Here is a 26,867-nt window from a genome sequence, read left to right on the forward strand (position 1 = left end):
GGCGGACCGTTACGCGCCCCGCGCCTGAGCCATGACCTCCTCGGCGAAATTCTCGACCTTCTTCTCGATGCCCTCGCCCACTTCATAGCGCACGAAACCCGTGGCCGTGGCCCCGCGATCCTTCAGGAGCTGCCCGACCGTCTGGTCCGGATTCTTCACGAAGGGCTGACCGACCAGCGTGATCTCACCCAGAAACTTGCGGATCCGTCCGTCGACCATCTTCTCGACGATATCGGCCGGCTTCCCGGAATCCAGCGCCTGAGCGCGGAAGATCTCGCGTTCCTTCTCGACGGTCTCCGCAGGAACCTGATCCGCGTCGACGCAGACCGGGCGGCTGGCCGCGATATGCATCGCGACATCCTTCGCGAGTTCCTCGTCGCCCCCGGAGAGGCTGACCAGCACCCCGATCCGGTTGCCATGCAGGTAGGCACCCAGCGGTCCGGCGCTGTGCACGCGCTCGAAGCGGCGCACCTGGATATTCTCGCCGATCTTCGCGATCAGTGCCGCACGACGGGCCTCCAGGCTCTGGCCGTCCACCTCCACGGCCATCAGCGACGCGACGTCGGACGCAGCCGATGCCAGCGCCGCCTGTGCGCAGGCAGCGGCAAACTGGCGGAAGCTGTCGTCCTTGGCGACGAAATCGGTCTCGGAATTGACCTCGATGATCACCGCGTCGGAACCCTGCACCGCGATCTCGATGCGGCCCTCGGCGGCGACTCGGCCGGCCTTCTTGTCCGCCTTGGCCTGGCCGGATTTGCGCATCAGCTCGATCGCACCCTCGATATCGCCCTGGGTTTCGGTGAGCGCCTTCTTGCACTCCATCATGCCGGCGCCGGTGCGCTCGCGCAGTTCTTTGACTAGAGCAGCGGAAATCTGCATGAAAAACTCCTGAAATGATAATGGGCCGGCCGCGCGCGCCGCGCTGCGGCCGGCAGGAGGGGTCAGGCCTGGACGCCGGACTCGGCGGCCGCGAATTCCTCTTCCTTCACCGCGGTCGCGTTCGCACCCTTGGCCTCGACAATCGTGTCCGCAACGGCAGCCACGTAGAGCTGGATCGCGCGCATCGCGTCGTCGTTGCCGGGGATCACGTAATCGACTCCCTCGGGGCTGTTGTTCGAATCGACGATTGCGACCACCGGGATGCTGCGCTTTTTCGCCTCGGCCACAGCGATCTTCTCGTAGCCGACGTCGATCACGAACATCACGTCGGGCATGCGATTCATGTCCTTGATGCCTCCGAGGCTGCGCTCGAGCTTGTCCTGCTCGCGGATCAGCATCAGCCCCTCTTTCTTGTTCAGACGGTCGATGCTGCCGTCGGCGCGCATCGCCTCGATGTCCTTCAAGCGCTTGATCGACTGCTTCACGGTGCTGAAGTTGGTCAGCATGCCGCCTAGCCAGCGGTGATTCACGTAAGGCATGCCGCAGCGGCGCGCCTCTTCGCCAACCACCTCGCGCGCCGAACGCTTGGTGCCAACGAACATGATCTTGCCGCCATCGGCAGCGACCTTGCCGACGAAGTTCATCGCGTCGTTGAACAGCGGCAGCGTTTTTTCCAGGTTGATGATATGGATTTTATTGCGTTCCCCGAAAATGTACGGGGCCATCTTGGGATGCCAGTAGCGGGTCTGGTGGCCGAAGTGCACGCCGGCCTCGAGCATCTGGCGCATAGTGACGAATGACATGACAGTCTCCTGACGGGTTGAGCCTCCACGCATCCCGGCCTGAAACCCAACCGCGAGGGACGGGCACCCGACAGACCGTGCCGATACGTGTGTGGATTTAGGGTTTTCGTTGCCCCGAGGGCGCGCGCTTTATAGCATAGGACCCTGGTTCAAACCAAACGCGCGGGCCCGATCCGGGGCCGCGGGTCGGAAGCCCTGAATGCCTGTGACCATCAAGACCCCGGAAGAAGTCGAACGCATGCGCGTAGCCGGCCGGCTGGCCGCGGAAGTGCTCGAAATGATCGCGCCCCACGTCGAGGCCGGGATCACCACCGACGAGCTCGATCGCATCTGCCACGACTATATCGTGAACCACCAGAAGGCGGTCCCGGCGCCGCTGAACTACCGCGGTTTCCCGAAGTCGATCTGCACTTCGGTGAACCACCAGGTCTGCCACGGAATCCCCGGCGATCGACAGCTGAAGAACGGCGACATCGTCAACATCGACATCACCGTGATCAAGGACGGCTACCACGGCGACACCAGCCAGATGTTCTGCATCGGCAAGCCGGGCATCCAGGCCAAGCGCGTCGTGGACGTGTCCCGCGCCTGCATGTACCTTGGCATCCAGCAGGTTCGGCCCGGCGCGACGCTGGGCGACATCGGCCATGCGATCCAGCGTTACGCCGAGACCCACCGCTGCTCGGTGGTGCGCGAATACTGCGGCCACGGGATCGGCAAGTCGTTCCACGAGGATCCCCAGGTGCTGCACTACGGCAAGCCCGGCACCGGGTTGCGCCTCGAGCCCGGAATGTGTTTCACCATCGAACCGATGATCAACGCCGGACGCCGGCACACCCGGCTACTCGCCGATGGCTGGACCGCGGTGACCAAGGATCACAGCCCCTCGGCGCAATGGGAACACACGATCCTCGTCACCGAGGACGGCTGCGACATCCTGACGCTGCGCGCAGGCGAGACACCGCCCCAGGCCCTGGCCGCATGAGTCCTGCCGCGCTGGTCTGGTCCGCGCAAGCGGCCAGCGCGGCACCGGGCCTCGACGAACTACGCGAACATCCCCGGGATACCGCGCGTTTCCGCCAGTACCGGCGTGACATCATCGACCGGCTGCACCAGGGCTTCCAGGACGGGGCGGATATCGATGCCCTGATTCACGGCCACGCCGCGCTGGTCGATGCCCTGCTGACCCTGATCTGGCGGCAGTTCGAGTTCGCGGCACAGTCTGACCTCTGCCTGGTCGCGGTCGGCGGCTACGGGCGCGGCGAACTGCATCCCGGTTCCGACATCGACATCCTGGTGCTCGCCGAGCGCGACGCCGAGGCCCGTCACGGCGACACCATCAGCCGCTTCGTGACCTTCCTGTGGGACGTCGGGCTCGAGGTCGGGCACAGCGTGCGCAGCATCGACGACTGCCTGCGCGAGGCCCGCGACGACATCACCATCGCGACCACGATGTTCGAGGCCCGGCACCTTTGCGGCGCGCGCGCGTTGTTCGAGGCCTTCCGCGAGGCGATGCACCCGGACCGCATCTGGGACTCGCGTTCGTTCTACGCCGCCAAGCTCGCGGAGCAGCAGGCGCGTCACCAGCGCTTCGGCGAGACCGCCTACCGCCTCGAGCCCAACGTGAAGGAAGGCCCGGGCGGCCTGCGCGACATCCAGATGATCGGCTGGGTCAGTAAACGGCATTTCGCTGCCGAGCGGCTCGAGCAGTTGGTCGCGCACGGATTCCTGCGCGAGGGGGAACTGCGCGACCTGATCGAGGGCCAGCGCTTCCTGTGGAACGTGCGCTTCGCGCTGCACATGATCACCGGACGCCGCGAGGACCGGCTGCTGTTCGACCTGCAGCGGACGCTGGCCGGCACCTTCGGCTTCGTCGACCAGCACCAGAACCTCGGGGTCGAGCAGTTCATGCAGCGCTACTTCCGCACCATCAGCGATCTGCAGCGTCTGAACGAGCTGCTGCTGCAACATTTCAACGAGGCGATCCTCCAGGATCCCGGTTCGATGAGCGAGGTACACCGAATTCACCAGCGCTTCCAGATCCGGGGCGGCTACCTGGAACTGGTGCACGACCAGGTGTTCATGATCTACCCGCCGGCCCTGCTCGAGGCTTTTCTGCTGGTACAGACTCACCCCGAGGTCCAGGGAATCCGCGCGTCGACGATCCGGCTGATCCGCGCCCACCGGCATATGATCGACGCCCAGTTCCGCCGCAACCCGGTCTGCCGCAACCTGTTCATGCAGATCCTGCGCGCGCCCCGCGGCGTGACCACCGAGCTGCGAAGGATGAACCGCTACGGCGTGCTGGGAGCCTACATTCCCGCCTTCGGCCGGATCATCGGGCGCATGCAGTACGACCTGTTCCATGTCTACACCGTCGACGAGCACACGCTGAACGTACTGCGCAACACGCGCCGCTTCGCACTGCCCGAGTTCGCCGATGAACAACCGCTCGCCAGCGACATCTATTCCCGGGTGCAACGGCCGGAACGGCTGATTCTCGCCGCGCTGTTCCACGACATTGCGAAGGGCCGCGGCGGCGACCACTCCGAGCTCGGAGCGCTGGACGCGCTGCATTTCTGCCAGCACCACGGTCTCGGCAACGAGGACGCCGCCCTCGTCAGCTGGCTGGTCCGTTCCCACCTGCTGATGTCGCTGACCGCGCAGCGCAAGGACATCTCGGACCCCGAGGTCGTGCTGAACTTCGCGCGCGAAGTCCGCACCCGGGAGCGGCTGGACCTGCTGTACCTGCTCACGATTGCCGACATCCGGGGCACCAACCCCGAGCTCTGGAACAATTGGAAGGCCTCGCTGCTGCAAACCCTCTACAAGGCGGCGCTGCTGGTGCTCGAACGCGGACTAGACACACCCCCCGACACCGACGAGCAGATCGGCCAGACCTGCCGCGAGGCCCTGCAGATCCTGGCCAGCCATGGCCTGGACGAGGAAGCCGTCGAGGCCATCTGGGAAGAATTCGAGGTCGAGTATTTCGTGCGCCATTCGGCGGACGAGATCGCCTGGCATACCCGGGCCATTGCCGGCATCCGGGACTCGGACCTGCCCCTGGTCCTGGTCCGGCACGAGACACCCCGCGGCAGCACCGAGATCTTCGTCTATACCGACGACCACCCCAGGCTGTTCGCGCGGATCACGACCACCCTGACCCAGCTCGGGCTGGATATCGTCGATGCCCGGATCATCACCACCCACAGCGGCCGCACACTCGACACCTTCCTGGTACTCGAGGGCATGGGTCACGCGGTGGAACCCGGGTTCCGGGTGGACGAGATCCGCGAGACCCTGCGCGAGCGCCTGGTCGATCCGCGTTGCGACCACCACGCGGTCCAGCGCAGCCTGCCGCGCCGGCTGAAGCATTTCGACGTGGCCACCCAGATCGAGTTCGGCCCCGGCGTGCCGGCCGTCTCGAGCACCCGGATGCGCGTGCGCGCGCTCGACCGCCCGGGACTGCTGTCGACGATCGGCTGCGTGTTCGCCGAGCAGAACGTCAATGTGCGCACCGCCCGGATCAGCACGGCCGGCGAGCAGGTCGAGGACATCTTCCTGCTGTTCAACACCGACGGCCGGGAACTCACCCCGGAACAGCAGGATGCATTGCGCCGCCAGTTGGTCGAGGAGATCTGAGCCCCTGCCCCTCCACGCCGACAGCCTTTTCCCCGCGAGCGGGCGAGGCGAGAAGGGCCCCTCCTGCGGTCACCGAGGATGGGTTGGGGAGGGGGCGAGTGCACGCCCCGCCGTGAAACGATAGGCGACGAATGTCAGAGAGGCCAGGGGTGCAACTTCGCTCCCAGGCTCTGAAACAGGCTCAGGTAACTGTGATCGGTGATCAGCGGCGATGCCAGTACCGCGACGACATTGAATGCAATCACGATCAGCACGAACCAGGCAGCGCCGCCGAGCCGGCGCTGCCAGGGCAGGTGCTCGGGGATCTGCAACAGTTCGGCGTCCTGCGCCCGTTCCTTCTCCGTGCGTGCGCGACCGGATGCCGCGCCGGGCGCGAGATAGCCCTCATCGCTGGCCGCCCGCGCCATGTCCGCCTTGCGGAACAGCAGCACCCGCGCCGAGAAGAAAACGTCGACCGCCTTGATACCCAGGCCGCGGAAGGCGCCGCCGACACGCAGCAGCCGACCCAGCCGCGCGAACAGCGAACCCGCCCGGCCCGTCACCGCGCCGAGGCGCCCTCCCAGCAGGCCGGCACGCGTCGCACTCTGCGCCCCGGCCACACCGGCGTTCACACCCGTGTAGCTCAGCAGCGTGAAGGCGAGAAACACCAGCGCAACGTCGAACTTGGTATCCCAGACGGTCCAGGCCGTACGATGCAACCCCGGCCGATAGCCCAGGTACCCCTTCTTCAGCCACTCCAGCAGGATGTGGACAGCGACCACCGCCAGCAGCCAGAAATAGCTTACGAACACGCTGAGCACGATGGTCAGGGTGACATAGGCCGAGGCGAACAGCAGGCTGCGGTCGTGCCGGACGATCCATGCGCGCACCGGACCCATCCCGGCCAGCGGATCCGCAACCCGTTCGACCGAGGGATCGACCTCCGGCACTTCGACCGCCGGTTCGCCGTCGTGCATGAATTGCCTCCGCTGCAGTATCCCGGTGACAGTTTAGTGGACCGGGTGGCGGCAGACCAGATGGCGCCACGAAACGCATCGCGCCGGCCAGGCCTCGGCGCCGCTGGCCAGTTGCGCCGTACCGCCGCTATGATCCCGGCCATGACCAGCCCCCGCCGTCACGGCTCCGCTTGAATACGGAGCTGCCCGTCGCCACGGTCCTGCCGGCCCTGGCCGCGGCCCTGAACGACCCGGGCGTCGCATTGCTGCAGGCCCCACCCGGTGCCGGCAAGACCACCGTGGTGCCGCTGGCCCTGCTGGACGCACCGTGGCGCCGGGACCGGATCCTGCTGCTGGAGCCCCGGCGGCTGGCGGCGCGCGCCGCGGCCCGCCGTATGGCGACGATGCTCGGCGAACGCGTCGGATCCACGGTCGGCATCAGCACTCGGGTCGAGCGCAAGGTCGGACCGGGCACCCGGATCGAGGTTGTCACCGAGGGCATCCTGACCCGGCGCCTGCAGCGCGACCCGGCGCTGGAAGACACCGGCCTGGTGATCTTCGACGAGTTTCACGAACGCAGCCTGCAGGCGGACCTCGGCCTGGCACTGTGCCTGCAGGCCCGCGAACTGCTGCGCCCCGACCTGAGGCTGCTGGTGATGTCGGCGACATTGGAAACCGGGGGCATCACGCGCCTGCTGCCCGCCGCCCCGGTCATCCGCACCGAGGGCCGCAGCCATCCCGTGCATATCGACCACCGCCCTCCGGCGCCGGCCCCCGCACGTGCGGCCGATGCAACCGCAGTCGCCGTGAAACGGGCACTGGCGACCCTCCCCGGCAGCATCCTGGTCTTCCTGCCGGGGCGGCGCGAGATCGATCGCGCAACCCACGGGCTCGAGGCCTTGGCAGGATCCGGAATCCGGGTCACGCCGCTGCACGGGCAGATGCCTCCCGAGGCCCAGGACGAGGCGATCCGTCCGGCACCGGAGGGAACGCGCAAGGTCGTGCTGGCCACCGACATCGCCGAAACCAGCCTGACCATCGAGGGCATCGCGGTGGTGATCGATTCCGGGCTGGCGCGCAGGCCGCGCTTCGACCCGCGCCGCGGACTGAGCCGGCTCGAGACCGTGCGAATCAGCCGGGCGAGCGCCGCCCAGCGCTGCGGCCGTGCCGGCAGACTGGGTCCGGGAGTCTGCATCCGCCTGTGGTCGAAATCCGACGAGCAGCGGCTGCCTGCTCATGCGTCACCGGAGATCCTCGAGGCCGACCTCGCGCCGCTGGCGCTGACTCTCGCCTGCTGGGGCGCCGACGCGGACGAGCTCGCCTGGCTGGATCCCCCGCCGGCACCCGCACTGGCCCAGGCGCGCGACCTGCTGCAACAGCTTGGCGCACTCGATGACACCGGCACGGTTACGGTACACGGGCGGGCGATGGACGCGCTCGGCACGCATCCGCGAGTTGCGCACATGCTGCTGACCGCAAACGAACGTGGCCTGGGATACGAAGCGGCGCTGCTGGCTGCGCTGCTGGAGGAGCGCGACCCGTTGGACCGGGCGTTGGCCGGCAGCGACATTCGTGCCCGACTGCGTGCCCTGACGGCAACCGACGCGTCGATGTCATCGGCAGCGCGCCGTCGGCTCCGTACCCAGGCGGCCCGGTGGGCGAAGCAACTGCAATGCCGGGAGCCCGCGCAGCTCGATCCCGAGGTCGCCGGCGCACTGCTCGCCCTCGCCTACCCGGATCGGGTCGCGCTGCGCCGCCCGGGGCCGGAGGGCCGCTTCCTGCTGGCGAGCGGGCGCGGCGCGTTTTTTCCGCGCGAGGATGACCTCGCGCAGGCCCCCTGCATCGTCGCGGCGGTTCTGGATGCCGGCCAGCGCGAGGCGCTGATCCATCTCGCGGCACCGCTGGACCGCTCCGCCCTCGCGTTCCTGCTCCCCGGACTGGTGCGCAGCGAAGAACACGTGGAGTGGGACGCCGACGCCGGAGCGGTGAACGCCCGCGTCGAACAGCGGCTGGGCGCGCTGGTGCTCGAGAGCCGGCCGCTGGACGGCGTCGCTCCTGAGGTCGCAGCCCGGATGCTGCTCGACGCGGTCGCGGCCCGGGGCCCGGAATCGCTGCCCTGGACCCCGGAGAGCCGCAGGCTGCGCGCGCGCATGGCTTTTGCCCGCGCACAGGACGGCGACGCCTGGCCGGACGTCAGCGACGAGGGGCTGCGCCGTATCCTGCACACCTGGCTCGCGCCCTGGGTCACCGGGATGGGCCGGATGAGCCACCTGCGCACGCTGGACCTCGGCGCCGCGCTGCGCGCGCTGCTCGACTGGCCGCAGCAGCAGCGACTGGACCGCATCGCGCCCACCCACCTGACGGTACCCAGCGGCTCACGCGTAGCTATCGACTACGGCGACCCTGGCAACCCGGTCCTCGCGGTCCGGATCCAGGAGGTTTTCGGCTGGTCCGATACGCCCCGGATCGGCAATGACAGCGTACCACTGACTCTGCATCTGCTCTCGCCGGCGCGGCGGCCGGTGCAGGTGACACGCGACCTGGCCGGATTCTGGGCGCGCACCTACGCTGAAGTGAAGAAAGACCTGAAGGGGCGCTACCCGAAGCACGCCTGGCCCGATGACCCGCTGAACGCCCGGGCGCTGCGTGGCACGAAAAGAGCACGGCAGTGACCGGGGGAACCGAAGTGCATCAACGCCGGCGTTCAGCAGGCCAGGGCGGCGCCTGGAACTCGGGCGCCCGACGCGGCTGGACGAACTCGGGCGCCCGACGCGGCTGGACGAACTCGGGCGCCCGACGCGGCTGGACGAACTCGGGAGCTCGACGGGGCTGCGTGAACTCCGGTGCCCGAACACGCGCGGACGGGTCTTCGGGCGGCGGGTGCCGCAGGTGGGGCGGTCGGTGTCCGGGAGGAAACCAGCCGCCCGGACGGTAGTGCCGGTACAACGGCCAGGGATAGTACCGGATCTCGACCGATCGCTCCGGCGGAGGCTTGGCGGCCGGCGGGTCCGGCCAGGGTGGCTCACGCGCTGCGGCGCGTTCCTCGCGCTGGCGCCGCTCTTCGGCCAACGCGTCCGCGAGCCGCCGCCATTCCCGGGCGCGCTCCCGGGCGGCCTCAATCTCATCCTCGGATGGATCCGGCACGGGGCCGAGCTCCCGGTACTCCCGCCCCGGCGGTGGCCGGTCCGAGTAGATCATCCGGCCGTGTTCATCGACCCACTGGAAGATGCCCTGCGCCGCCGCCGGCGGCACCGGGCCGAAAGCCGCCACCAGGCACAAAAAAAGCAAGGGCGTGAGTGCTCGGACCCGCATGGCCTCTCTCCACACGCCGGGGAGGGCCGCGCCCCAGCGGGCGGGCATGCCCCGAATCTGGCGTCCCCGGCAGGGTTCGAACCTGCGACCTGCCCCTTAGGAGGGGGCCACTCTATCCAGCTGAGCTACGGGGACCTGAAGGCCGATTATAACGCCTTGGGCGCGGATCGCGGGCCTCGATGTTGCCACGGTGCGCGCGGGGTAATGCAGCGCGCGGGTCCTGCTGGGCGAAAATGGCGCAAATGGCCCACCGCCCTCCCCGACCGCGGAGATCCGGAGCATACCGATGAACATCGACCTCGCCCTGCGCAGCAGGTGCCAACGCATCGGGGCAACCCGATGACCGCGACACCCCCCCGGCCTCGCAATGCCGTCACACTGCTGACCCCGCTGATCGGCATACGCGGCCGCTTTCAGGGCCGCACCCTGGAACTGGTCGAGGTGCTCGCGGACGGACCGCAAGTGGCCCTGCTGGACCTCAGCTCAACTCCCGGAATCCAGGCGAACCAGTATGGCGATCCGCTCTCCCGCCAGCCGCGGACGCTGACCATCCCGGTGGTAAGCCCGATCGATGACGACATCCATCCCGCGCTGCGGGAACTGCTGCCCGAAGCGATCCTCCTGCAGCTGCGCAGCCTGAACGATGCTCGCGGCCTGGCAGGAGACTGAGATTCGAGCTACCCCTGCAACTTCGGCCACAGGTCGTAGACTGCCGTATCGGCGGGATCCACGAGGATCCCGACAGCCTCACGGGCTGGAGTCTTGAATTCGATGCGATGCCTCCGGCCAAAGACAGCGGTCCAGGACTCGACGCATGGTACCGGAATGCCGGTTTAAACCAGCCAGCCCTCAACAGCGGAGACCGTGCTCCCCACCTTTCGCACAAAAAACCATTCCACGAGCGCGGGTAGACGCCTATACTTTTGGGAAGCACATTCAGGCGCTAGACGCGGCAGCCCGCGACATGGTCACGATGGTCGTGTGTTGAAACTGGCGCATTCGGTATCATGCGGTGAGCGAACACGAACCCGGTGGCCCGGTCCCTCGGCACGCACGCACACCGAGATCGCGACGCCTGTCCCTGCGCGACACGCCGGCAACTTGCCATTCCCACCACTGGTTGCCATGGTCGTTACTGGCCACCATCCTGATCGCCGCACTCTGCTCGCCAGCACTTGCGGGGTTCACCACGGTATCCCCGCAGGGTGAACTGCAACGCGTGGAGACGGACGCCTGGCTAACGACACCAACGGGTTTGGTGCCAATCACGCGTCGTTACCACAGCAGCCTTCTGGAAGACACGCTGGGCTTTGGCTGGAGTCTTGAGTTCGCCTGGCAGGTGCATCGGATCGACCCGGAACGCCGTCTCGTCACTAGCCCCGCAGGCGCATGGACCTTCCGCGGTGACCGGGAGGGGGGCTACCTCGGGCCGGAGGGCGCCGTTCTGATCGTCGACGAGGGCGCATACAGGCTGGCCCTCCCCGGCGGTTCGTGGATCGCATTCGACGCCGAAGGCCATGAGCGTCTGCGGGAAGACGCCAACGGGAATCGGATCCGCATCGCCCGGGATCAGCAGGGACGGGTCACCGAGATGGTCGGCGGCCCCGAGACCACTTTCAGATTCTCCTACCATGCCGACGGAAAACTGCGCAGCTTGGAGGATGACCAAGGACGCCGGGTCAAGTACAGGTACGATGACCGTAGCCTGCTGAGCGAGGTGGTCGACGTCGACGGGCGCACCCTGGCCTACGGATACGACTCCATCGGGCGCCTGGAGGCCGTCGAGTATCCCGATGAACGCCGGGAAGAATACCGGTATGACGACCTTGGGCGCCTGAGTGAACGGGTGCATACGGACGGCCGGACCGAGTGGTTCGCCTACGATGGCAGGACGCTGCGAGGCTCGGATTCTCGGGGCGATGAGTGGGTACAAGCCCATGACGATGAAGGGCGGCCACTGTGGCGCACCGACGCGTCCGATACGCGTGAAAGCTGGGCTTGGAACGATGCAGGGCAATTGCTCGAGCGAACATACCCCGACGGATCCTCGGTCCGCCTGAGCTATGATCGCGACGGGCGGCTGCTGAGCCAGGAGGCTTCGACCGGCACCTACCAATGGTTCGACTACGACGCTCCGGGCGGGCGCCTGCGCGCCCTGGATGCCAATGGCGCGCTCACACGCTTCGAATACGCGCGTAGCCAAGAACTGCACTTCGCCTACGACCCGGCCGGTCGCCTCGTGGAGAAGCAGACGCCGGATGAGATCTGGCGACATCGGTACGGGCCGAACGGAGAGCTGCTGGAAAGCAACATCGCCTGCGATCACCCGCCCATTTGCTATGAGGAACACCTCGGGTACGCCCCGATACCCGGACCCGGCGGACAACGGTATTGCGGACTTGCTCCCGATCAGACCCGGGAATGCGGACATAAGGGCCTACCGCCGTGCCCCGGTCCGGACCCGTGTCGGGGCTTTAGCCTATTCAACGAAGGCGCCCCAATCTGCATTGCCTGCGGGCGGGTTGGCAACCCCTGCTGCGAACGCTATGCAGAATGCCACGACAAGACAGTTTGCGTGGACGGACGATGCATGACGCAAGGGGAGATGATCCAGACCATTGCCGAGCGTTACGAGGTGATCGGTACTGAGGGTGCAATCGTGCGGGATGTTGTCACCGGCCTGGAATGGCAGCGCTGTAGTCTGGGACATACCTGGGACGGGCAAACCTGCGTGGGCGAGGCTACGGGCTACACGCAGAGGGAAGCACAACAGGCGGCAAGCGAAATCGCAGGCTGGCGGCTGCCCACCATCGAGGAGCTGCGAACGCTGGTGTTCTGCTCCAGCGGTGAACCGGCGCGGTTTTTCGACCACGACACCCGTGACCGCTGCCGGGGCCAATTCCAGCGGCCAACGATCGTTACCGAGGCATTTCCCAATACTCCAGAAAGCTTTTTCTGGTCGGCCTCGCCTTTTCCCGCTCCCCCCTCGAGACCGCGCATGGGGTGTCAGCTTCTACGCTGGCATAGACGGGTGGGGCTCTAAGAGCGGTTACAGCTTCGAGGTTCGGTTGGTGCACGACAGATAGTAATCTTTGGTTCTTCGTCGTTGCATGTGATCCACGAATGCGTCAGCGATGATTGACCAGCAGATGGCGCCGGATCCTTTGAGAAGGAGTTACGATCATGGATAAACGTTCATACCGAACTGCAACCCATCGACGTGCTCGCCTTCTGCGCGCTTATTGGGCACTCGCCACCATAGTACTACTGGTGATGACATCGCCCGGCATGGCCCAGCAATCCTATAGCTTCCAGCCCTCACCCGCGCTGGCAGCGCTCTTCCAGCAGATCGAGAACACCATGCTCGTCGACCGTGGGCTCACCTTCCAACGGTTCCAGAACGCCCTCGATTCTGGGCTACCGGACCGATCGGGATCCTGCGTACTGGACAGATCCAGCGCCTCAGCAACGGCCGCCCGCGACACGTGCCGGTGGCACTCCGGGGTGGTAATCGGAACCGCGATCCCGGTGGCGACCGGTCTGAATGGCCGACACTGATTGGGGCCCACCGCATAGGTGAATGGCGATGCGAGGAAATCCCATGAACACCGAGCACGAACGCGAACCTTGCTCCAAGCCTTGGCCAGCCCTGCTCGCGGGCTGTCTGATCGCCGCAGCTTTTCTTGCCCTGTCGCCGCTGGACGCGGCGACCACGGCTGGCGGGCCTGCGGAACCCGCAACCATCTCTCCTGAGGCGCTGACCAACCCCGCAGGTATCGCATTGGCACGAGCCGGCGAGGCTCCACGGTTGCGAACGCCGATGACCGAGCCCCCCGAACTCGCCCGGCAACGCCTGCTCGAGATGCTGGGCCCGAATACACCAGCTCGGGGTGTCCGGTTTCACGTGCTGACCGTCGGGCAGAGCCCACGCGACCTGGTTCGAGCAGCACTAGGTACGCCCGGTACGTCTTCCCAGACCGAGGCTGCCTGGGACCAAGGCGCAGTACTTGATCTCCTGTTCCTGAGCCGCCTGCTGGCCGGGTTCGACGAAGACGGGATCCTGCAACAACTGATGCTGGAACCTCGGGTTCCGTTGGCCGTCAACGAATTGGAGGCGGCACTGGCACTCGGGCCCGCAAGCGGTTCGCGCCCCCACCCGACCCGCCAAGGCGAACTACGCTCCCACCGGGCTTCCGGTGCGGTGCTCGGAGTCGACGGCGAACAGGTCTACGCGATCTGGCTGTTCCCGGATACGCGGGACGCGGCCCGAGCGCCACCCGCCACTCGGCAGGTGGCGGAGTTCCCGTCCGCGAAGGCACGCCTTATTCGCGCGGCACGCGATGGCGACCTGGATCGCCTGAGGGATCTGGTGCACCTGGCGAACCACGTGACGACCGTGGATGCATACGGGCGCACACCGCTGCACCATGCTGCGGCTCACGGCCACGTCGCAGCAGTCGAATTCCTCCTCGAACAGCCGTCGTTACCACCTTGGACTGAAGCAAGAGAGGCGCCGCCCACGGTGCTCGGCGAAGGCCTGAGCGCGCCACGACCTGCCCTGCGTTTCGACGATTTCGTAGACCTTATGCGCCAGCTCGAGGCACGGGACGGGCAAGGCCTGACACCCCTGCATCTGGCAGCGACAGGCGGGCACGAGGCTGTGGCCAAAGTCCTGTTGGACGCCGGCGCGGACATCAACGCCTCGACCGAGGATGGTGTTACCCCCCTGCACCTCGCAGCTCGCCATGGAGCCCCGGCGCTCGCCGCGACACTGATCGCTCGAGGTGCGGACACCAGCGCACCGGATGCAGCGGGTCGGCCGCCGGTCGACTGGGCACGCGACGATGCCATGGCCCGCAGCATCCGGATGGCGACCGACACCTATCGGCGACAATCCGGTTACCAGACGGCATTCGAGACACTCGAGCGCTTTCTGCAGGGTGCACAACAGGGGAACATCGACGCCGTGCGCAGGACGGTGGCCGAGTTCCCCGACGGGATTCTTCCTTTGCTCGAACCAGACTCTGGCGCTTTCGATTACCAGATTCGGCGTTTCCACGCGGTCGGCGGTCGGGCCCGAGCGCAGGGTTTCCTCGAACTTCACGACGCGCCGCCGAATTGGGATCGTTTCCAGTTCGAGCTCTTGCTCGAGGATTGGACCGGAGACGACGACTGGCGGGTGACGGATTCGCGGGTCGAGCCCACGGGTGAGCAGCCATGAGATTGCCAGAAATGCATGCGACATGTGAACGTCGGGCGGCGCGAGACCTGCCGGGTCTCCCTTCGCGAGCAGGGGGGCGCGAGACCACGATACATCGGCAGACCATCCCCCGTCTGACGCACAGCCTGGTCGCCATGCTCTGTGGCCTTTTCTTGACCGGCTTCTACCCGACCCCTGCCCTCGCGGATCCCGATCCCGCACGCCCGGACCCCACTCAGCTGCTGACTGCACAACTGGAGCGACTTCAAATCAAACTGGAGCCCTGGGAACAACGGGACCAGCTCGAGCGTGAGCGAGCCACACTGAGCGCGCTGCTCGAAGGTGACGGACCAGAAGATCCGAACTCGCTACTCGGAATTCAGCGCCGCATCGATGACATCCGGCAACAACTGGTCCAGGCCCAAGAGCGTCTCGAAGTCGCGAACGAGCGTTTCCACCTGTGGAAAATCGACCTGGGCATGCGCGTGTTCGACGGCGAGCCGGGAATCTGGCCGGTCGTCGACTGGCTCAATTTTCGGCAAACCATCTGGTACTTGAACAGCACGATGCGCGCCCAGGAACGCGAGTTGCGCCGCGAAATCGCCGCAGCGCAACAAGCCGTGCGCGACCAGGCGGAATTGCAACAGGAGCTGCAGCGACTTGAGCAGCGACGGCTGGACATGCCGCTACGCAGTGACTGGCCGCAGGAGTACCGGGAAATGGACCTTGCCGCACTCCAGCAGCGCTTCAAGGAGGTCGAACACCAAATCGAAACCGCAAAACGGATGGATCTCAGCGAAGTACGCGAAAAGCAGAAAACCGTCGCCATGCTCAGCCGTCAGATCGAGGCCTCGATCGACCGTACCGCCGCGACCGGTCGACCGAGCGATTGGGAAGACATACGGGGCACCTGGTCGCTCGAGGAAGCGCAGGATTGGTGGGAGCTCACCAACACGCTCGGTTTGGTTCCGTTGCGTTCGTTTCTCAAAGCGCCCTCGGGGATGCAAAAGCTGCTGCCACGGCATGCCGGGGAGTTTATTACCCGCGATCATTTCGTCGAGCGGCTTACAGAAGCACTATTGCTGGGCGAAATCAGCCCCGAACGTGCAATCCGGTTAGCCGATGAGTTCCGCCTCGCCTCGCGCGAGTTCAGGGGCTCGTTCCAGGAGTTCCTTACTGTAGCCGCAAATACGGATGACTTCCTGGATCCGCCCCGACCCGCCCCGGAACCGGTACCACCACAGCCCGAGCCGGATGATGAAACCCCGACTATCCAAGACGAGGAAGTGGATCCAGCGGCCTGCCGGAGATTGCGTGGAAGGCTGAACCAGATCAATGGACAACTCGAACGATTGCAAGCCAGTTGGGACAAGGGCACCTATGAACAAAAGAGCCCCCGTTTCCATTGGCCCCCTTCCAAACGTGGATTAGAAGAGCGCTTGGAGCGTGAACGTAATAATTTGCAGGATTTCATTGACGCAGGCGAAGATGCAAGGGTAACGGATGACAACTTCACAATCTTTCGCACAAAAACTCTCAGCGGAATCAAACGCACAATCGAGTCTTACAGAAAGCAAAACGCCCCGAGCGGGGTAGAAAATTGGTCGAGACAAATTCCCATATGGCACGATGGTCGTGCCCGGATGATTGCCGAAATGCAAGAAAGGATAGAGAAGACTGCACGTGCCCTCGTGCTGCTCAGGAGACAATACGAAGAAGATCTCTCGGAGCGGCGGGCACAGATCTCGGAGATCGAATCCGAAATGGTGAGATTGCGTTGCCAACACCATTAAAGGAGGACATTCCATGCTACGTACCGAACACGATTCCGGCCTAACACGACCAGTTTCCCGCTCGGTTTCGCAGCGACTGCTCGCCCCGCTGGTACCCGCATGCCTGCTTGCGCCGCTGCTGGCAGCCCCGGTGGCGGCAAGCGATCTTCCCAACCTGATCGGTCTTGATGCGCCGGACACGGCCGCCGGACTCGAACGGCAGGCGCAGGAAGAGAGCGAACAGTTTCGTGGCGCGCTCGACGCAGAGACGACCGAAGCGCGGTTCGAGATCACCCTGGCGGCACCGGGCAGCCTGGAACTGACGGCCGAAGCCGGCGCTGACCTGACCATTCAACTGTTCCTGCTCGATCTCAACGGGACACGCAGGATCGCGGCCGATCAGTCCGGCGTATCCGCCACACGCTCCGTTCGCGCCGATGGGCTCGCCGCGGGCACCTACTTCGCGCAGGTGGGACGCAGCAGCGGGAGCGGCACCTTCGTGCTGCAGAGCCAACCCGCCCTGCTGGAGGAGCCCGGCGATCCGGAACCGCACGGCACCCGGGACACCGCGCGGGGCATCGAACCGAGCTCGTCGGTTCGGGGGCATCTCGGGTTCGGCAACGTCGAAGGCACCAATACCGAAGACTGGTTCGTACTGACCACCGACAACCCTGGACAACTGCAGGTCAACGTCCAGGGCGACGAAGGACTCGCTCTGCAGCTTTACCTCTACCACCAGGAGAGTGGCCGGACGGTGGCGTCCGACACCTCGGGCACTGCGGCCTCCCGGGCGATTACGGCCGAAGCCCTGGCTGACAGCACCTGGCTGCTGCAACTGCGTCGACGCTCCGGTCACGGCGGCTACCGGCTCGACACCGCGTTCGCACCGGCGGCGGAGATCACCCCGCCGGTAGCCTCCGACCGTCGCGACGAGGCTCCGCTGGCGGCGCTCGACACGCCCCGGGTCGGGCTGCTGGGCTACGGCACGCCGACGGCGACCGATACCGAGGACTGGGTGCGCCTGCGCACCGAATCGCCCGGCACGCTGGAGCTCACGGTCCAGGGAGACGAGACCCTCGGTGTGCGGATGTCGGCCTTTCACATCGATTCGACGCGAAGCATCGCGGCCGACAGGTCGGGCACCCAATCGGCGCGGTCGCTGCGTCTGGGCGGGCTGGAGCCGGGGGAATGGCTGGTGCAGTTGCACCGCAACACTGGGCACGGTGCCTACCGGTTCCTGCCAACGTTCGTCCCCGCGTCGGTGTCCGATGATCACGGTCCCAACGACCACCGCGACACAGCCCGCGATATCGCGCTGGGCGCAGAAACCCGGGGACTCCTCGGATACGGCATCCCTCCGAATTTCGAGCGGGATGACTGGTTCCGCGTGACGACCGACACCCATGGCGCACTGAAGGTCAACGCCAAGGCGGAAGAGGAACTGGCCTTTCGGCTCAGCGTGTTCGCAGCCGGTCAAACGCGGGCGCTCGCCGCCGATACCGACGGGGCCGCCTCAACGCGGGCGGCCACCGCTTCGGCGCTGGCTCCCGGAACGTACCTGATTCATCTGCAACGCACCGGCGGTTTTGGCGCCTATCGGCTGCTGCCGGAACTGGTCGCGGCCAGCGGGACGAGCGATCCCGAACCCAACGATCATCGCGAACTGGCGGCTCCGATCATGCCCAATGCGGAACAAAGCGGGCTGCTGGGCTACGGCCTGCCGTGGGCGACCGATAACGAGGACTGGTTCCGTCTGCGGCTCGACGACCCCGGCCAGCTGCGGCTCGCGGTCGAAGCCGAGGAGGCCTTGACGCTCACGATGCAACTCTTCGCCGCTGGCAACACCCGCGCGCTGGCTGCCGACAGCGACGGCGCGGCGCCCACACGCGCGATCGGCCCGATCGGCGCAGCGGCAGGCGAATACCTGATTCAACTGCGGCGCAGCGATGGACATGGGGCCTACGTGTTGACCCCCACCTTCAACCCGCAAACCGTTCCCAGCGATCCGGAACCCAACGATAACCGCGAAATGGCGCGGGCAATCGAACTGGATGAGGCGCAGGCGGGGCTCCTGGGCTATGGGCGAAGGGACGGCGGTACCGACAGCGAAGACTGGTTTCGGGTGACACTGCCGAAGCCCGGCACGCTGACCGTAAACGCTCAAGGCGAAGAGGCGTTGAGGCTCCAGCTGCATCTGTTCCGCGCCGGCGACCGGCGCGCGATCGGAGCCGACGCCCAGGGAATCAGTGCATCGCGTTCGGTCAATGCATCCGGACTCACGGCAGGCATCTATCTCATCCAGGTCAGCCTTTCCGAGGGTGCCGGGTCCTACAGCCTGACCCCGGAATTCGCGCCCGCTCCTTCGGTTCGATAACGGGAAAGCCGCCGTGCCGATGGGGTCGGTCCGCAACCGGATGGCAGTTCGATGATCGAGGCATCGCACTCGCACCTTTCAGGGGCGAGTCGGGCTGTCCCGGTGCTGCCCGACTCCTCCCTGCATCGCCGGTCGGCGGTCAAGCACGGCCGGGCAACGGTCCGGCGATGCCGTCCGGAACGGACGCCACGGCCCTCTCGAACGTGCCGCGTCGCGGTCCTGTGCGTTGCTATTCCACTCGGATTGTTGCTGGTCCTGCAGTCCACAAACGCCTCTCCGGGAGCGGCCGTGGTGGAACCGGCCGCCGTTCTCCCTGAGGAAGCCGGTCTGGTTAAGCATTGCGAGGCTTCAGATGAACGGTCCGTTCCCTTGGCCCCGGACCCGGACGTGACCCTCCGGACCGGCAAAGCGATCGGCCAGGGTTTGCCAGGTCCCGCATCGGAGTGGCGATTCCACGGCCAGCACGACCCGACCCGGCGCGACGACGTTTGCGATGCCGCGGCGCAGGGCGACCTCAAGTTTCTCGGCGCGATGGTACGCCATGGGCTGGATATCGATATCGCCGATGACAAGGGTCGCACCACACTGATGTGTGCCCAAAACGGCGAGGTGGCCGATTTCCTGCTTCGCCAAGGCGCCGATCCGAACGCAGCGGACCGCGATGGGTACACGGTCCTGCACTATCACCTCTGGTCCGATGCCGCGCTGTCTCTCGTACCCGTGCTGTTGGAGCACGGGGTGGCTCCGCAGCGCAGCAGTTCCCCGCTGCTAAGGGAACTCGCGGTCCGCTTCATCGAGTGGCGGCGATACCACGAGGGCGAGATCCTGCTCGAGATGCTGGTCGCCGCCGGTTGGGATGTGGACGAGCGTGATCGGCACGGCGCCACCCTGCTGCACGTTGCCGCGCACAACGACAACCTGCCGCTGGCGGAGAGCGTGTTGCGCCTCGGAGCCGATCCCAGCCTTCGGGATCGTGAAGGCCAAACGGCGGCGGCCATCGCGCAGGAGCTTGGATCGTCGAGAGTCCTGTCCCGACTTCTGGAGGCCCAGGAACGCGAACAGCCTTGACCGGCGAGCGTTTCGCCGTGCCTGAGATCTGGCAGCGGTAGACGAGATGCGCAGTCTGGCGATCCTTCCCTCGGCACTCCGGGTCTCCAAGGCAGATCGTTACGGGCAGGGCAAGAGTGGACCCAGCCGTGGAAATCGAATCCATGGACGGGGATCCGCCCGATCAACCGGTCGGGGCCATTGTCAACGCCCGGAACCGCAGCATCATCGCAGGGTGGCTGCTGCAAAGGAGTTTCGGGTGCGATCAGGAAGCGCCGGGGGGTACAGCCCTTCTGCGAACCGACATCCCGGCCACTTGCCCTCAGATTCCACCAGCAATGCGGCCCCATGGTCTACCCTTATCATTAAAGATTGTGTGGTCATCTGGGGCGGTTGTAGCCATAGAACCTCCAATCCCAGACGGGTTAGTCGTAATTCGCAGACATCGCAAGGTCGGCGAAGTCTCACGTTTCGGTCAGGAGCACGAAGACGTCCTTTACACGGTACCGTCACTCAATACGGGGCGCGGCGGCGTTCGCAGCTCTGCTTGGCACTTTGGCCGCGATACTCTTCACCGCGACCGTGGCGGAATGTCTGACGTCAATTATTCTGTCCGGTCGGCAGCTACCCGATCGGCCGCCGGCCCGAGGGCGAGGCGGCAGCCGGGCCACCGCCCGGTGAGCCCCCGTCCGGAAAGGGGGAAACGACGCGTTGAGGTCCTGGCGTTTCGGGTCCCGATGTCACGATTGCGGAACACCTTCCGGCTCGATCCGGACGATCAGCGGTTCGAGCTCCGCCCAGACGTTTTTCAGGATGCGTGGCTGGGCACCGGCAGCGGGGTGGATGCCGTCGTCCAGCATCAGATCGGCATCCAGCGCGACCCCGTCGAGCAGGAACGGCAATAGTGGCAACGCGCGCGCCTCGGCCAGTTCGGCGAAGATTCCGGAGAATCGTTCCGTGTACCGCGGGCCGTAGTTGGGCGGGATCTCGATCCCGACCAGCAGCACCTGCGCGCCGGCCGCATCGATCGCGTCCAGCATCGCCTCGAGGTTCGCGCGCATCGCGCGCAGCGACAGCCCGCGCAGGCCGTCGTTGCCGCCGAGTTCGAGAATCACGAGATCGGGACGAAAATCCTCCAGCACGGTCGGCAGGCGGGTTCGGCCGCCGGCGGTGGTCTCCCCGCCTACCGAGGCATTGTGAACCTTCCAGGCCGCATCCCGGTCCATCAGGCGTCGTTCCAGCAACGTCACCCAGCCGGCGTCTCCGGCGATCCCGTGGGCCGCGCTGAGCGAGTCTCCGAAGACCAGCAGCCGATGGGGCACCTCCGGATCCGAGGCATTTCCGGCGGCGACGACAGTCCATGGCAACGCCGCCCCCGCGGCCACCGTCAGTGCCAGTACCATTGCTCTCGCGACAGCGATCAGGAAACGGAACATGGATGCAACCTCGAACTCCATCGTGCAGGCACAGGGCCTGGAAAAGCGGATCGACGGACCCAGCGGCCCGCTGGACATTCTGCGCGGAATCACGCTCGCGGTCGCGCCGGGCGAGAGCGTTGCGATCCTCGGCGCCTCCGGCTCGGGCAAGTCGACCTTGCTGGGACTCCTTGCCGGTCTGGACGCTCCGAGTGCCGGAGAAGTTCGCCTGCTCGGCGAGAACATCGGCCAACTCGACGAGGACGGTCGCGCGGCGCTGCGCGCAGGAAGCGTCGGCTTCGTGTTCCAGTCGTTCCAGTTGCTGCCGGCACTGACCGCTTTGGAGAACGTGGTATTGCCGCTCGAACTCAACCCCGCCCACGATGGCCTGGCGTCGACGGCAATCACCGCGCGGGCGCGAGAAGCGCTGGATCAGGTCGGGCTGGCCGCGCGCGCAGCGCACTACCCGTATCAGCTCTCCGGCGGCGAACAACAGCGGGTGGCCATTGCGCGGGCGATCGTGGACCGCCCGGCAGTGCTGTTCGCCGACGAGCCCACCGGCAACCTCGACGCCGACACCGGCACCCGCATCATCGACCTGCTGTTCCGCCTGGCCGGCTCGGGCGATGCGGGCACCGGGGCCGCGATGGTGCTGGTCACCCATGACCCGGCGCTGGCCGAGCGCTGCGACCGCGTGATCCACCTCCAGGACGGGATCCTGGCATGAGCGCCGGCCGCTCGCGCCTGTACGGCTTCCTGCGCGATACCCTGCGCGAATGGCGCAGCCCGGAGCTGCGGGTGCTCGCCGCCGCGCTGGTGGTCGCGGTCGCCGCGGTCGCCGCAGTGGGTTTTTTCACCGACCGCGTCGACCGCGGGATGGAACAGCAGGCCGCAACGCTGCTGGGCGGCGACCTGGCCGTGGTCTCGGACGCGCCGATGCCCGAGCGCTGGCGCAGCGAAGCGCGCGCGCTCGGCCTCGAATCGATCCGCAGCGCGACCCTGCCCAGCGTGCTGTTCACCCCGGACGACGAGTCGCTGCTGGTGTCGGTGCGCGCCGTCGATCCGGGCTGGCCACTGCGCGGCGCGGCGCAGGTCGCGGGCGACCCGCAGCCGGAGGAACGTACGCGTGGCCCCACGCCAGGCACGGCATGGGCCGACGGGGCCGTGTTGCAGGCGCTGGAGATCGCACCCGGCGCCAGTGTCGAACTGGGCCGGCTGCCGCTGGCGATCGACGCGCAACTGTTGCTGGAACCCGACCGCGGCAGCAACCTGTTCGATATCGCACCTCGCCTGCTGATCCATTTCGACGACCTCGACCGAACCGGATTGATCGGACCGGGCAGCCGCGTGCATTATCAACTCCTGGTCGCCGGGCCGCCCGCTGCGGTGCAGGATTTCCGCGGCTGGATGCAGACGGAACTCGACGCCGGGCAGCGCCTGCTCGACCTCGAGGACGCCAACCCGGAACTACGCGAGGCCGTGAACCGCGCGCGCCGCTTCCTCGGGCTCGCGTCGCTGATGGCGGTGCTGCTCGCCGGGGCCGCGATCGCGGTGGCCGCCCACCATTACGCCGAACAACGCGCCGATGCGGCTGCGGTGATGCGCGCGCTGGGCGCCCGCGGACGGCGCGTGCTGCGCCTGTTCTTCCTGCGCGTACTGGCGATCGCGGCGCTCGCCAGCGGCATCGGGCTGGCACTGGGCTTCGCGGCGCAATTCGTGCTGAGCACGTTGCTCGGCGAATGGCTGGCCACCGGGCTGCCGCCGCCGGGCATGCGGCCGGTCGCCGCGGGGCTCGGAGTCGGGCTGGTGACCGCCGCCGGCTTCGCGCTGCCGGCGCTGCTGCGCATCGGCCGCGTCCCGCCGCTGCGCGTGCTGCGCCGCGATCTGGGCCTGCCACCAGTGTCGGTATGGCTGTCCGGGTTGCTCGCGCTGCTGACCTTCGGCGCCCTGCTCTACTGGCAGGCGGCGGACCCGGCGCTCGCGCTCTGGGTGCTGCTGGGTACCGTGCTGGCGCTGCTGCTGCTCGGGGCGCTCGGCCTGGTGCTGATCGTGCTGCTCCGGCCATTGCGCGACCGCGGCACGATGGCGCTGCGCTTCGGACTCGCGAACCTGTCGCGCCGGGGCGGGTTGAGCGCGATCCAGATGGTCGCCTTCAGCATCGGGATCCTCGCGCTGCTCTTGCTCGCGATCGTGCGCGTCGACCTGCTCGCGGCCTGGGAACGGAATATCCCGCCCGATGCGCCGAACCTGTTCTTCATCAACATCCAGCCGGGCGAGGAACAGGCCTTCGCGGACCGCGTCGCGGCCTCCGGGCTGCCGCGCCCACAGATGGAACCGATGATCCGCGGCCGGCTGGTCGCGGTGAACGGCGAGCGGGTACGGGCCGAGGATTTCGCCGACGAACGCGCCCGCCGCCTGCTGGAACGGGAGTTCAACCTCTCCCATGCCGAGGCCATGCCGAGTCACAACCGCCTCGCCGCGGGGCGTTGGTTCGACCACAGCACGGGCGACGAATGGTCCGTAGAAAGTGGCCTGATGGAGCGTTTCGGACTGGATCTCGGGGACGAGCTCACCTTCCGCGTTGCCGGGGTTCCGGTGAGCGGGCGTATCACCAGCGTCCGCGACGTCGACTGGGACAGTTTCCAAGTGAACTTTTTCGTGATCGGCCCGCCAGCGCTGCTCTCGGACCAGCCGCGCACCTACATCACCAGCCTCCATCTGCCCCCGGAACGCGAGGCGGACAAGAACCGCTGGCTGCGGGAATTTCCGGCGGTGACCGCGATCGACGTCGCGGCGCTGCTGGCCCAGGTCCGGAGCGTGATCGACCAGGCCACGCGCGCGGTCGAGTACGTCTTCCTGTTCACGCTGTTCGCGGGGCTGACGGTCCTCTACGCGGCCGTGCAGGCGACCCGCGAGGTACGTCGGCGCGAGACGGCGCTGCTGCGTACGCTGGGAGCGCGCCGGCCACAGATTCGCAACGCGCTGCTGGCCGAGTTCGGCACGCTGGGGCTGCTCTCGGGCCTGCTCGCCGCGGTGATCGCCAGCGCGGTCGGAGCACTGCTGGCCTGGCAGGTGTTCGGCTTCGACTACGCGGTCAATCCGATGACGTTCGTGTTGGGCATCGGTGGCGGTGCACTGGGCATCGGGCTGGCCGGATGGCTGGGCACGCGCCAGGTGCTGCACCAGGCGCCGCTGACGGTGCTGCGCGGCCCGGAATGAGCTGGCGTGCTTTCGCGGCCTGCGTGGATATACTGAGCCGATGCGTCACTCACTGCTGACCGACCAGAAGCTGCAGGGACTCGAGCGCGAGGCGCTTGCACGCCACTTTTCCGGGTCCGAAACCCCGGACGTCCAGGTCTCGGCGGCCATCCACTATGCGCTCGACTCGGTCGACCAATCCGGGCTGCAGGCGCACCCGCTGGACGTTGCGGAGATGCTGCGCCGGCTGAACGTCGATCGCCAGACGCTGATTGCGACGCTGCTGATTCCCGCGGTGTTTGCCCGGCGTCTGACGCACGAACAGATGAGTCAGCAGTTCGGCGAGGTGGTCGCGCGCCTGGCCGAAAACGTCAGCGAACTGGTGCGGCGTCGCTTCGAGGCCCCGACCGGGCGGCCCGAACAGGCCGAGCGGCTGCGGCGCATGCTGCTGGCAATGGTCGATGACGTGCGCGCGGTGCTGATCAAGTTCGCGTTTCGCCTGCAGAACCTGCGCCTGGCGGTGAAGCAGATGGAACCCGGTACGAAGCTGCTCGCCCAGGAGACCCTGGACGTGATCGCGCCACTGGCGAACCGCCTCGGGATCGGCTCGCTGAAGTGGGAGATGGAAGACCTGTCGCTGCGCATCCTGGAACCCGAGGCGTACCGCGCGATCGCGAACGGGCTCGATGCGAACCGCCGTGCCCGGGAAGCATATGTCGAGACCTTCACGCGAACGCTGGAATCGGCGCTGAAGGCGGAAGGCATCCAGGCCCGCGTGTACGGCCGCCCGAAGCACATCTACAGCATCTGGCGCAAGATGCAGAAGAAGCAACTGGCACTGGAAGAATTGACCGACCTGCGCGCGACGCGTGTGATCGTCGACGACCTCTCCGCCTGCTACACCGTGCTCGGGATCGTGCACAACCAGTGGCCGCACCTGCCGCGCGAGTTCGACGACTACATCGCCAACCCGAAGGACAACGGCTACCAGTCGTTGCATACCGCAGTGGTCGGGCCCGAGGGCAAGGTCGTCGAAGTGCAGATCCGGACCCGCGCGATGCATGAATTCGCCGAGCTCGGGGTCGCGGCGCACTGGCGCTACAAGGAAGGCGGCCGCGAGGATCTGGCGCTGGCCAGGGCCATCAATTCGCTGCGCCAGCTGCTCGAATCCGATGGCGACGACCAGAACCTGCTGGAGGAATTCCAGAGCGAGATGCTGCACCAGCGGGTGTTCGTGCTGACCCCGCGCGGCGAGGTGCTCGACCTGCCGGCCGGCGCCACACCGCTGGACTTCGCCTACGGGGTGCACACCGAGGTAGGCCACCGCTGCCGCGGGGCGAAGGTCGACGGACGCATCGTACCGCTGACCTACCGCCTGCGTTCCGGCCAGCGCGTCGAGATCCTGACCACGCGCCAGGGTGGTCCGAGCCGCGACTGGCTCAACCCGGCGCTCGGCTACCTGCATACCACCCGCGCGCGCAACAAGGCGCGCAGCTGGTTCCGTCAGCAGAACCAGGAGGAACATCTGGCGAACGGGCGCAACCTGCTGGACCGCGAGTGCCAGCGTCTCGGCGTGAGCCAGGTGGACCACGACGAACTCGCGACCAAGCTCGGCTATCGGCGCTCCGAGGACATGCTGGTCGCGCTCGGCGCCGGCGATCTGACCACCGCGCAGGTCGCGCAGAAGCTGCAGGTCGACGCGGCGACGCCGATCCTGGCCCCGCGCCCGCGCCGCCGGCCGGTCAACGATGGCACGCCGGCCGGCGGCGGCGACATCCACATCCGCGGCGTCGGCGGGCTGCTGACCACGCTCGCGAATTGCTGCAAGCCGGTGCCCGGCGACGCGATCATCGGTTTCATCACCCGCGGCAAGGGCGTGTCGGTGCACCGGCGCGACTGCGTGAACGTCCTGCGCCTGCCGGACGAGAAGCGCTCGCGCCTGATCGCGGTGAGCTGGGGTCAGGAACCGCCGACCCAGGCGGTCGACCTGCTGGTCGACGCACAGGACCGGCCCGGGCTGTTGCGCGACATCAGCAACGTGTTCGCGAACGCGAACGTGAACCTGCTCGCGGTCCAGACGCGCACCGATCCGATCGACCGGTCGGTGCGCATGGAACTGACCGCCGAGGTCGAAAGCCTGAGCCAGCTCAGCGGTCTGTTCGACCGGATCCAGTCGCTGGCCAATGTCTACAGCGTTCACCGGCGTTCCAGCGTCGCCACCACCTCTGCTCGCTAACCCTGAACGGCCAGCACCGCGGCATGGGCGCCGCACGGATGCGCTGTCTGGCGT

The 26,867-nt window shown here is 66.9% G+C and carries 17 protein-coding genes and 1 tRNA gene; 12 read left to right on the forward strand and 6 right to left on the reverse strand.

From position 1 onward, the window contains the following. Positions 1 to 9: 9 nt before the first annotated feature. Positions 10 to 879, reverse strand: a complete 870-nt coding sequence (gene tsf, locus TVNIR_RS09275) for a translation elongation factor Ts (RefSeq protein ID WP_015258759.1) — start codon at positions 877 to 879, stop codon at positions 10 to 12. 62 nt (positions 880 to 941) lie between these two features. Continuing rightward, complete coding sequence (gene rpsB / locus TVNIR_RS09280) at positions 942 to 1,682, reverse strand: 30S ribosomal protein S2 (protein WP_015258760.1); 741 nt, start codon at positions 1,680 to 1,682, stop codon at positions 942 to 944. Positions 1,683 to 1,881: 199 nt separating this feature from the next. On the opposite strand from rpsB, the gene map reads away from it, so the two are divergent. Together map and glnD are read left to right on the forward strand one after the other, a co-directional pair. After that, positions 1,882 to 2,667 carry a type I methionyl aminopeptidase gene (map, locus tag TVNIR_RS09285; RefSeq protein WP_043739561.1) on the forward strand — a complete coding sequence of 262 codons (786 nt, stop codon included), beginning with the start codon at positions 1,882 to 1,884 and terminating at the stop codon, positions 2,665 to 2,667. Then, a complete protein-coding gene (glnD, locus tag TVNIR_RS09290) occupies positions 2,664 to 5,324 on the forward strand; it encodes a [protein-PII] uridylyltransferase (protein WP_015258762.1) in 2,661 nt (886 codons plus the stop codon). The genes map and glnD overlap by 4 nt, the downstream gene beginning before the upstream one ends. A 134-nt stretch (positions 5,325 to 5,458) precedes the next feature. Here the strand turns inward: glnD and TVNIR_RS09295 are convergent, their stop codons facing one another. Further along, positions 5,459 to 6,280, reverse strand: coding sequence for a hypothetical protein (locus TVNIR_RS09295; RefSeq protein ID WP_015258763.1), 822 nt, complete (start codon positions 6,278 to 6,280; stop codon positions 5,459 to 5,461). A 170-nt stretch (positions 6,281 to 6,450) separates the two neighbouring features. Between TVNIR_RS09295 and hrpB the strand changes: the two genes are divergently transcribed. After that, entirely contained in the window at positions 6,451 to 8,931 is a 2,481-nt protein-coding gene (gene hrpB, locus TVNIR_RS09300) for an ATP-dependent helicase HrpB (protein WP_015258764.1), read from the forward strand. A 19-nt stretch (positions 8,932 to 8,950) separates the two neighbouring features. Here hrpB and TVNIR_RS09305 read toward each other — a convergent pair whose 3' ends face one another. Together TVNIR_RS09305 and TVNIR_RS09310 are read right to left on the reverse strand one after the other, a co-directional pair. Beyond that, positions 8,951 to 9,571, reverse strand: a complete 621-nt coding sequence (locus tag TVNIR_RS09305) for a DUF4124 domain-containing protein (RefSeq protein WP_157092243.1) — start codon at positions 9,569 to 9,571, stop codon at positions 8,951 to 8,953. Positions 9,572 to 9,629: 58 nt separating this feature from the next. Then, a tRNA-Arg gene (locus TVNIR_RS09310) sits at positions 9,630 to 9,706 on the reverse strand. 204 nt (positions 9,707 to 9,910) lie between these two features. Between TVNIR_RS09310 and TVNIR_RS09315 the strand changes: the two genes are divergently transcribed. The 6 genes from TVNIR_RS09315 (at position 9,911) to TVNIR_RS09345 (ending at position 19,985) form a co-directional block, all read left to right on the forward strand. Beyond that, a complete protein-coding gene (locus tag TVNIR_RS09315) occupies positions 9,911 to 10,240 on the forward strand; it encodes a hypothetical protein (protein ID WP_015258766.1) in 330 nt (109 codons plus the stop codon). A 589-nt stretch (positions 10,241 to 10,829) separates the two neighbouring features. Then, positions 10,830 to 12,614: an Lcl C-terminal domain-containing protein gene (locus TVNIR_RS09320; RefSeq protein ID WP_157092244.1), complete on the forward strand. Its 1,785-nt coding sequence runs from the start codon at positions 10,830 to 10,832 to the stop codon at positions 12,612 to 12,614. A gap of 558 nt (positions 12,615 to 13,172) precedes the next feature. Then, positions 13,173 to 14,792 (forward strand): ankyrin repeat domain-containing protein, encoded by a 1,620-nt coding sequence (locus TVNIR_RS09330; protein ID WP_015258768.1) that lies wholly within the window; start codon positions 13,173 to 13,175, stop codon positions 14,790 to 14,792. A 152-nt stretch (positions 14,793 to 14,944) separates the two neighbouring features. Next, positions 14,945 to 16,564 carry a hypothetical protein gene (locus TVNIR_RS09335; protein ID WP_157092245.1) on the forward strand — a complete coding sequence of 540 codons (1,620 nt, stop codon included), beginning with the start codon at positions 14,945 to 14,947 and terminating at the stop codon, positions 16,562 to 16,564. 13 nt (positions 16,565 to 16,577) lie between these two features. Further along, positions 16,578 to 18,917, forward strand: coding sequence for a hypothetical protein (locus TVNIR_RS09340; protein WP_015258770.1), 2,340 nt, complete (start codon positions 16,578 to 16,580; stop codon positions 18,915 to 18,917). A 387-nt stretch (positions 18,918 to 19,304) separates the two neighbouring features. Next, a complete protein-coding gene (locus TVNIR_RS09345) occupies positions 19,305 to 19,985 on the forward strand; it encodes an ankyrin repeat domain-containing protein (protein ID WP_169794298.1) in 681 nt (226 codons plus the stop codon). Between the two features lie 719 nt (positions 19,986 to 20,704). Here TVNIR_RS09345 and TVNIR_RS09350 read toward each other — a convergent pair. Continuing rightward, positions 20,705 to 21,400, reverse strand: coding sequence for an arylesterase (locus TVNIR_RS09350; RefSeq protein WP_015258774.1), 696 nt, complete (start codon positions 21,398 to 21,400; stop codon positions 20,705 to 20,707). Between TVNIR_RS09350 and TVNIR_RS09355 the strand changes: the two genes are divergently transcribed. The 3 genes from TVNIR_RS09355 to TVNIR_RS09365 are packed head-to-tail and all read left to right on the forward strand — an operon-like array spanning position 21,399 to position 26,813. After that, positions 21,399 to 22,106, forward strand: coding sequence for an ABC transporter ATP-binding protein (locus TVNIR_RS09355; RefSeq protein WP_015258773.1), 708 nt, complete (start codon positions 21,399 to 21,401; stop codon positions 22,104 to 22,106). The two genes, TVNIR_RS09350 and TVNIR_RS09355, sit on opposite strands and share 2 nt — an antisense overlap. Further along, positions 22,103 to 24,598 (forward strand): ABC transporter permease, encoded by a 2,496-nt coding sequence (locus TVNIR_RS09360; RefSeq protein ID WP_015258775.1) that lies wholly within the window; start codon positions 22,103 to 22,105, stop codon positions 24,596 to 24,598. The genes TVNIR_RS09355 and TVNIR_RS09360 overlap by 4 nt, the downstream gene beginning before the upstream one ends. Before the next feature lie 40 nt (positions 24,599 to 24,638). After that, a complete protein-coding gene (locus TVNIR_RS09365; RefSeq protein WP_015258776.1) occupies positions 24,639 to 26,813 on the forward strand; it encodes a RelA/SpoT family protein in 2,175 nt (724 codons plus the stop codon). Positions 26,814 to 26,867 lie beyond the last annotated feature (54 nt).

Source organism: Thioalkalivibrio nitratireducens DSM 14787, assembly GCF_000321415.2.
In the GTDB taxonomy this organism is placed as follows: Bacteria; Pseudomonadota; Gammaproteobacteria; order Ectothiorhodospirales; family Ectothiorhodospiraceae; genus Thioalkalivibrio; species Thioalkalivibrio nitratireducens.

Bases quoted from the DNA above. Each gene is read 5' to 3' on its own strand.
- glnD (WP_015258762.1), top strand. From the start codon at position 2,664: ATGAGTCCTGCCGCGCTGGTCTGGTCCGCGCAAGCGGCCAGCGCGGCA.
- TVNIR_RS09365 (WP_015258776.1), top strand. From the start codon at position 24,639: ATGCGTCACTCACTGCTGACCGACCAGAAGCTGCAGGGACTCGAGCGC.
- tsf (WP_015258759.1), bottom strand. From the start codon at position 879: ATGCAGATTTCCGCTGCTCTAGTCAAAGAACTGCGCGAGCGCACCGGC.
- TVNIR_RS09360 (WP_015258775.1), top strand. From the start codon at position 22,103: ATGAGCGCCGGCCGCTCGCGCCTGTACGGCTTCCTGCGCGATACCCTG.
- TVNIR_RS09315 (WP_015258766.1), top strand. From the start codon at position 9,911: ATGACCGCGACACCCCCCCGGCCTCGCAATGCCGTCACACTGCTGACC.
- TVNIR_RS09295 (WP_015258763.1), bottom strand. From the start codon at position 6,280: ATGCACGACGGCGAACCGGCGGTCGAAGTGCCGGAGGTCGATCCCTCG.
- TVNIR_RS09340 (WP_015258770.1), top strand. From the start codon at position 16,578: ATGCTACGTACCGAACACGATTCCGGCCTAACACGACCAGTTTCCCGC.
- TVNIR_RS09350 (WP_015258774.1), bottom strand. From the start codon at position 21,400: ATGTTCCGTTTCCTGATCGCTGTCGCGAGAGCAATGGTACTGGCACTG.
- map (WP_043739561.1), top strand. From the start codon at position 1,882: ATGCCTGTGACCATCAAGACCCCGGAAGAAGTCGAACGCATGCGCGTA.
- rpsB (WP_015258760.1), bottom strand. From the start codon at position 1,682: ATGTCATTCGTCACTATGCGCCAGATGCTCGAGGCCGGCGTGCACTTC.
- TVNIR_RS09355 (WP_015258773.1), top strand. From the start codon at position 21,399: ATGGATGCAACCTCGAACTCCATCGTGCAGGCACAGGGCCTGGAAAAG.
- TVNIR_RS09330 (WP_015258768.1), top strand. From the start codon at position 13,173: ATGAACACCGAGCACGAACGCGAACCTTGCTCCAAGCCTTGGCCAGCC.
- TVNIR_RS09305 (WP_157092243.1), bottom strand. From the start codon at position 9,571: ATGCGGGTCCGAGCACTCACGCCCTTGCTTTTTTTGTGCCTGGTGGCG.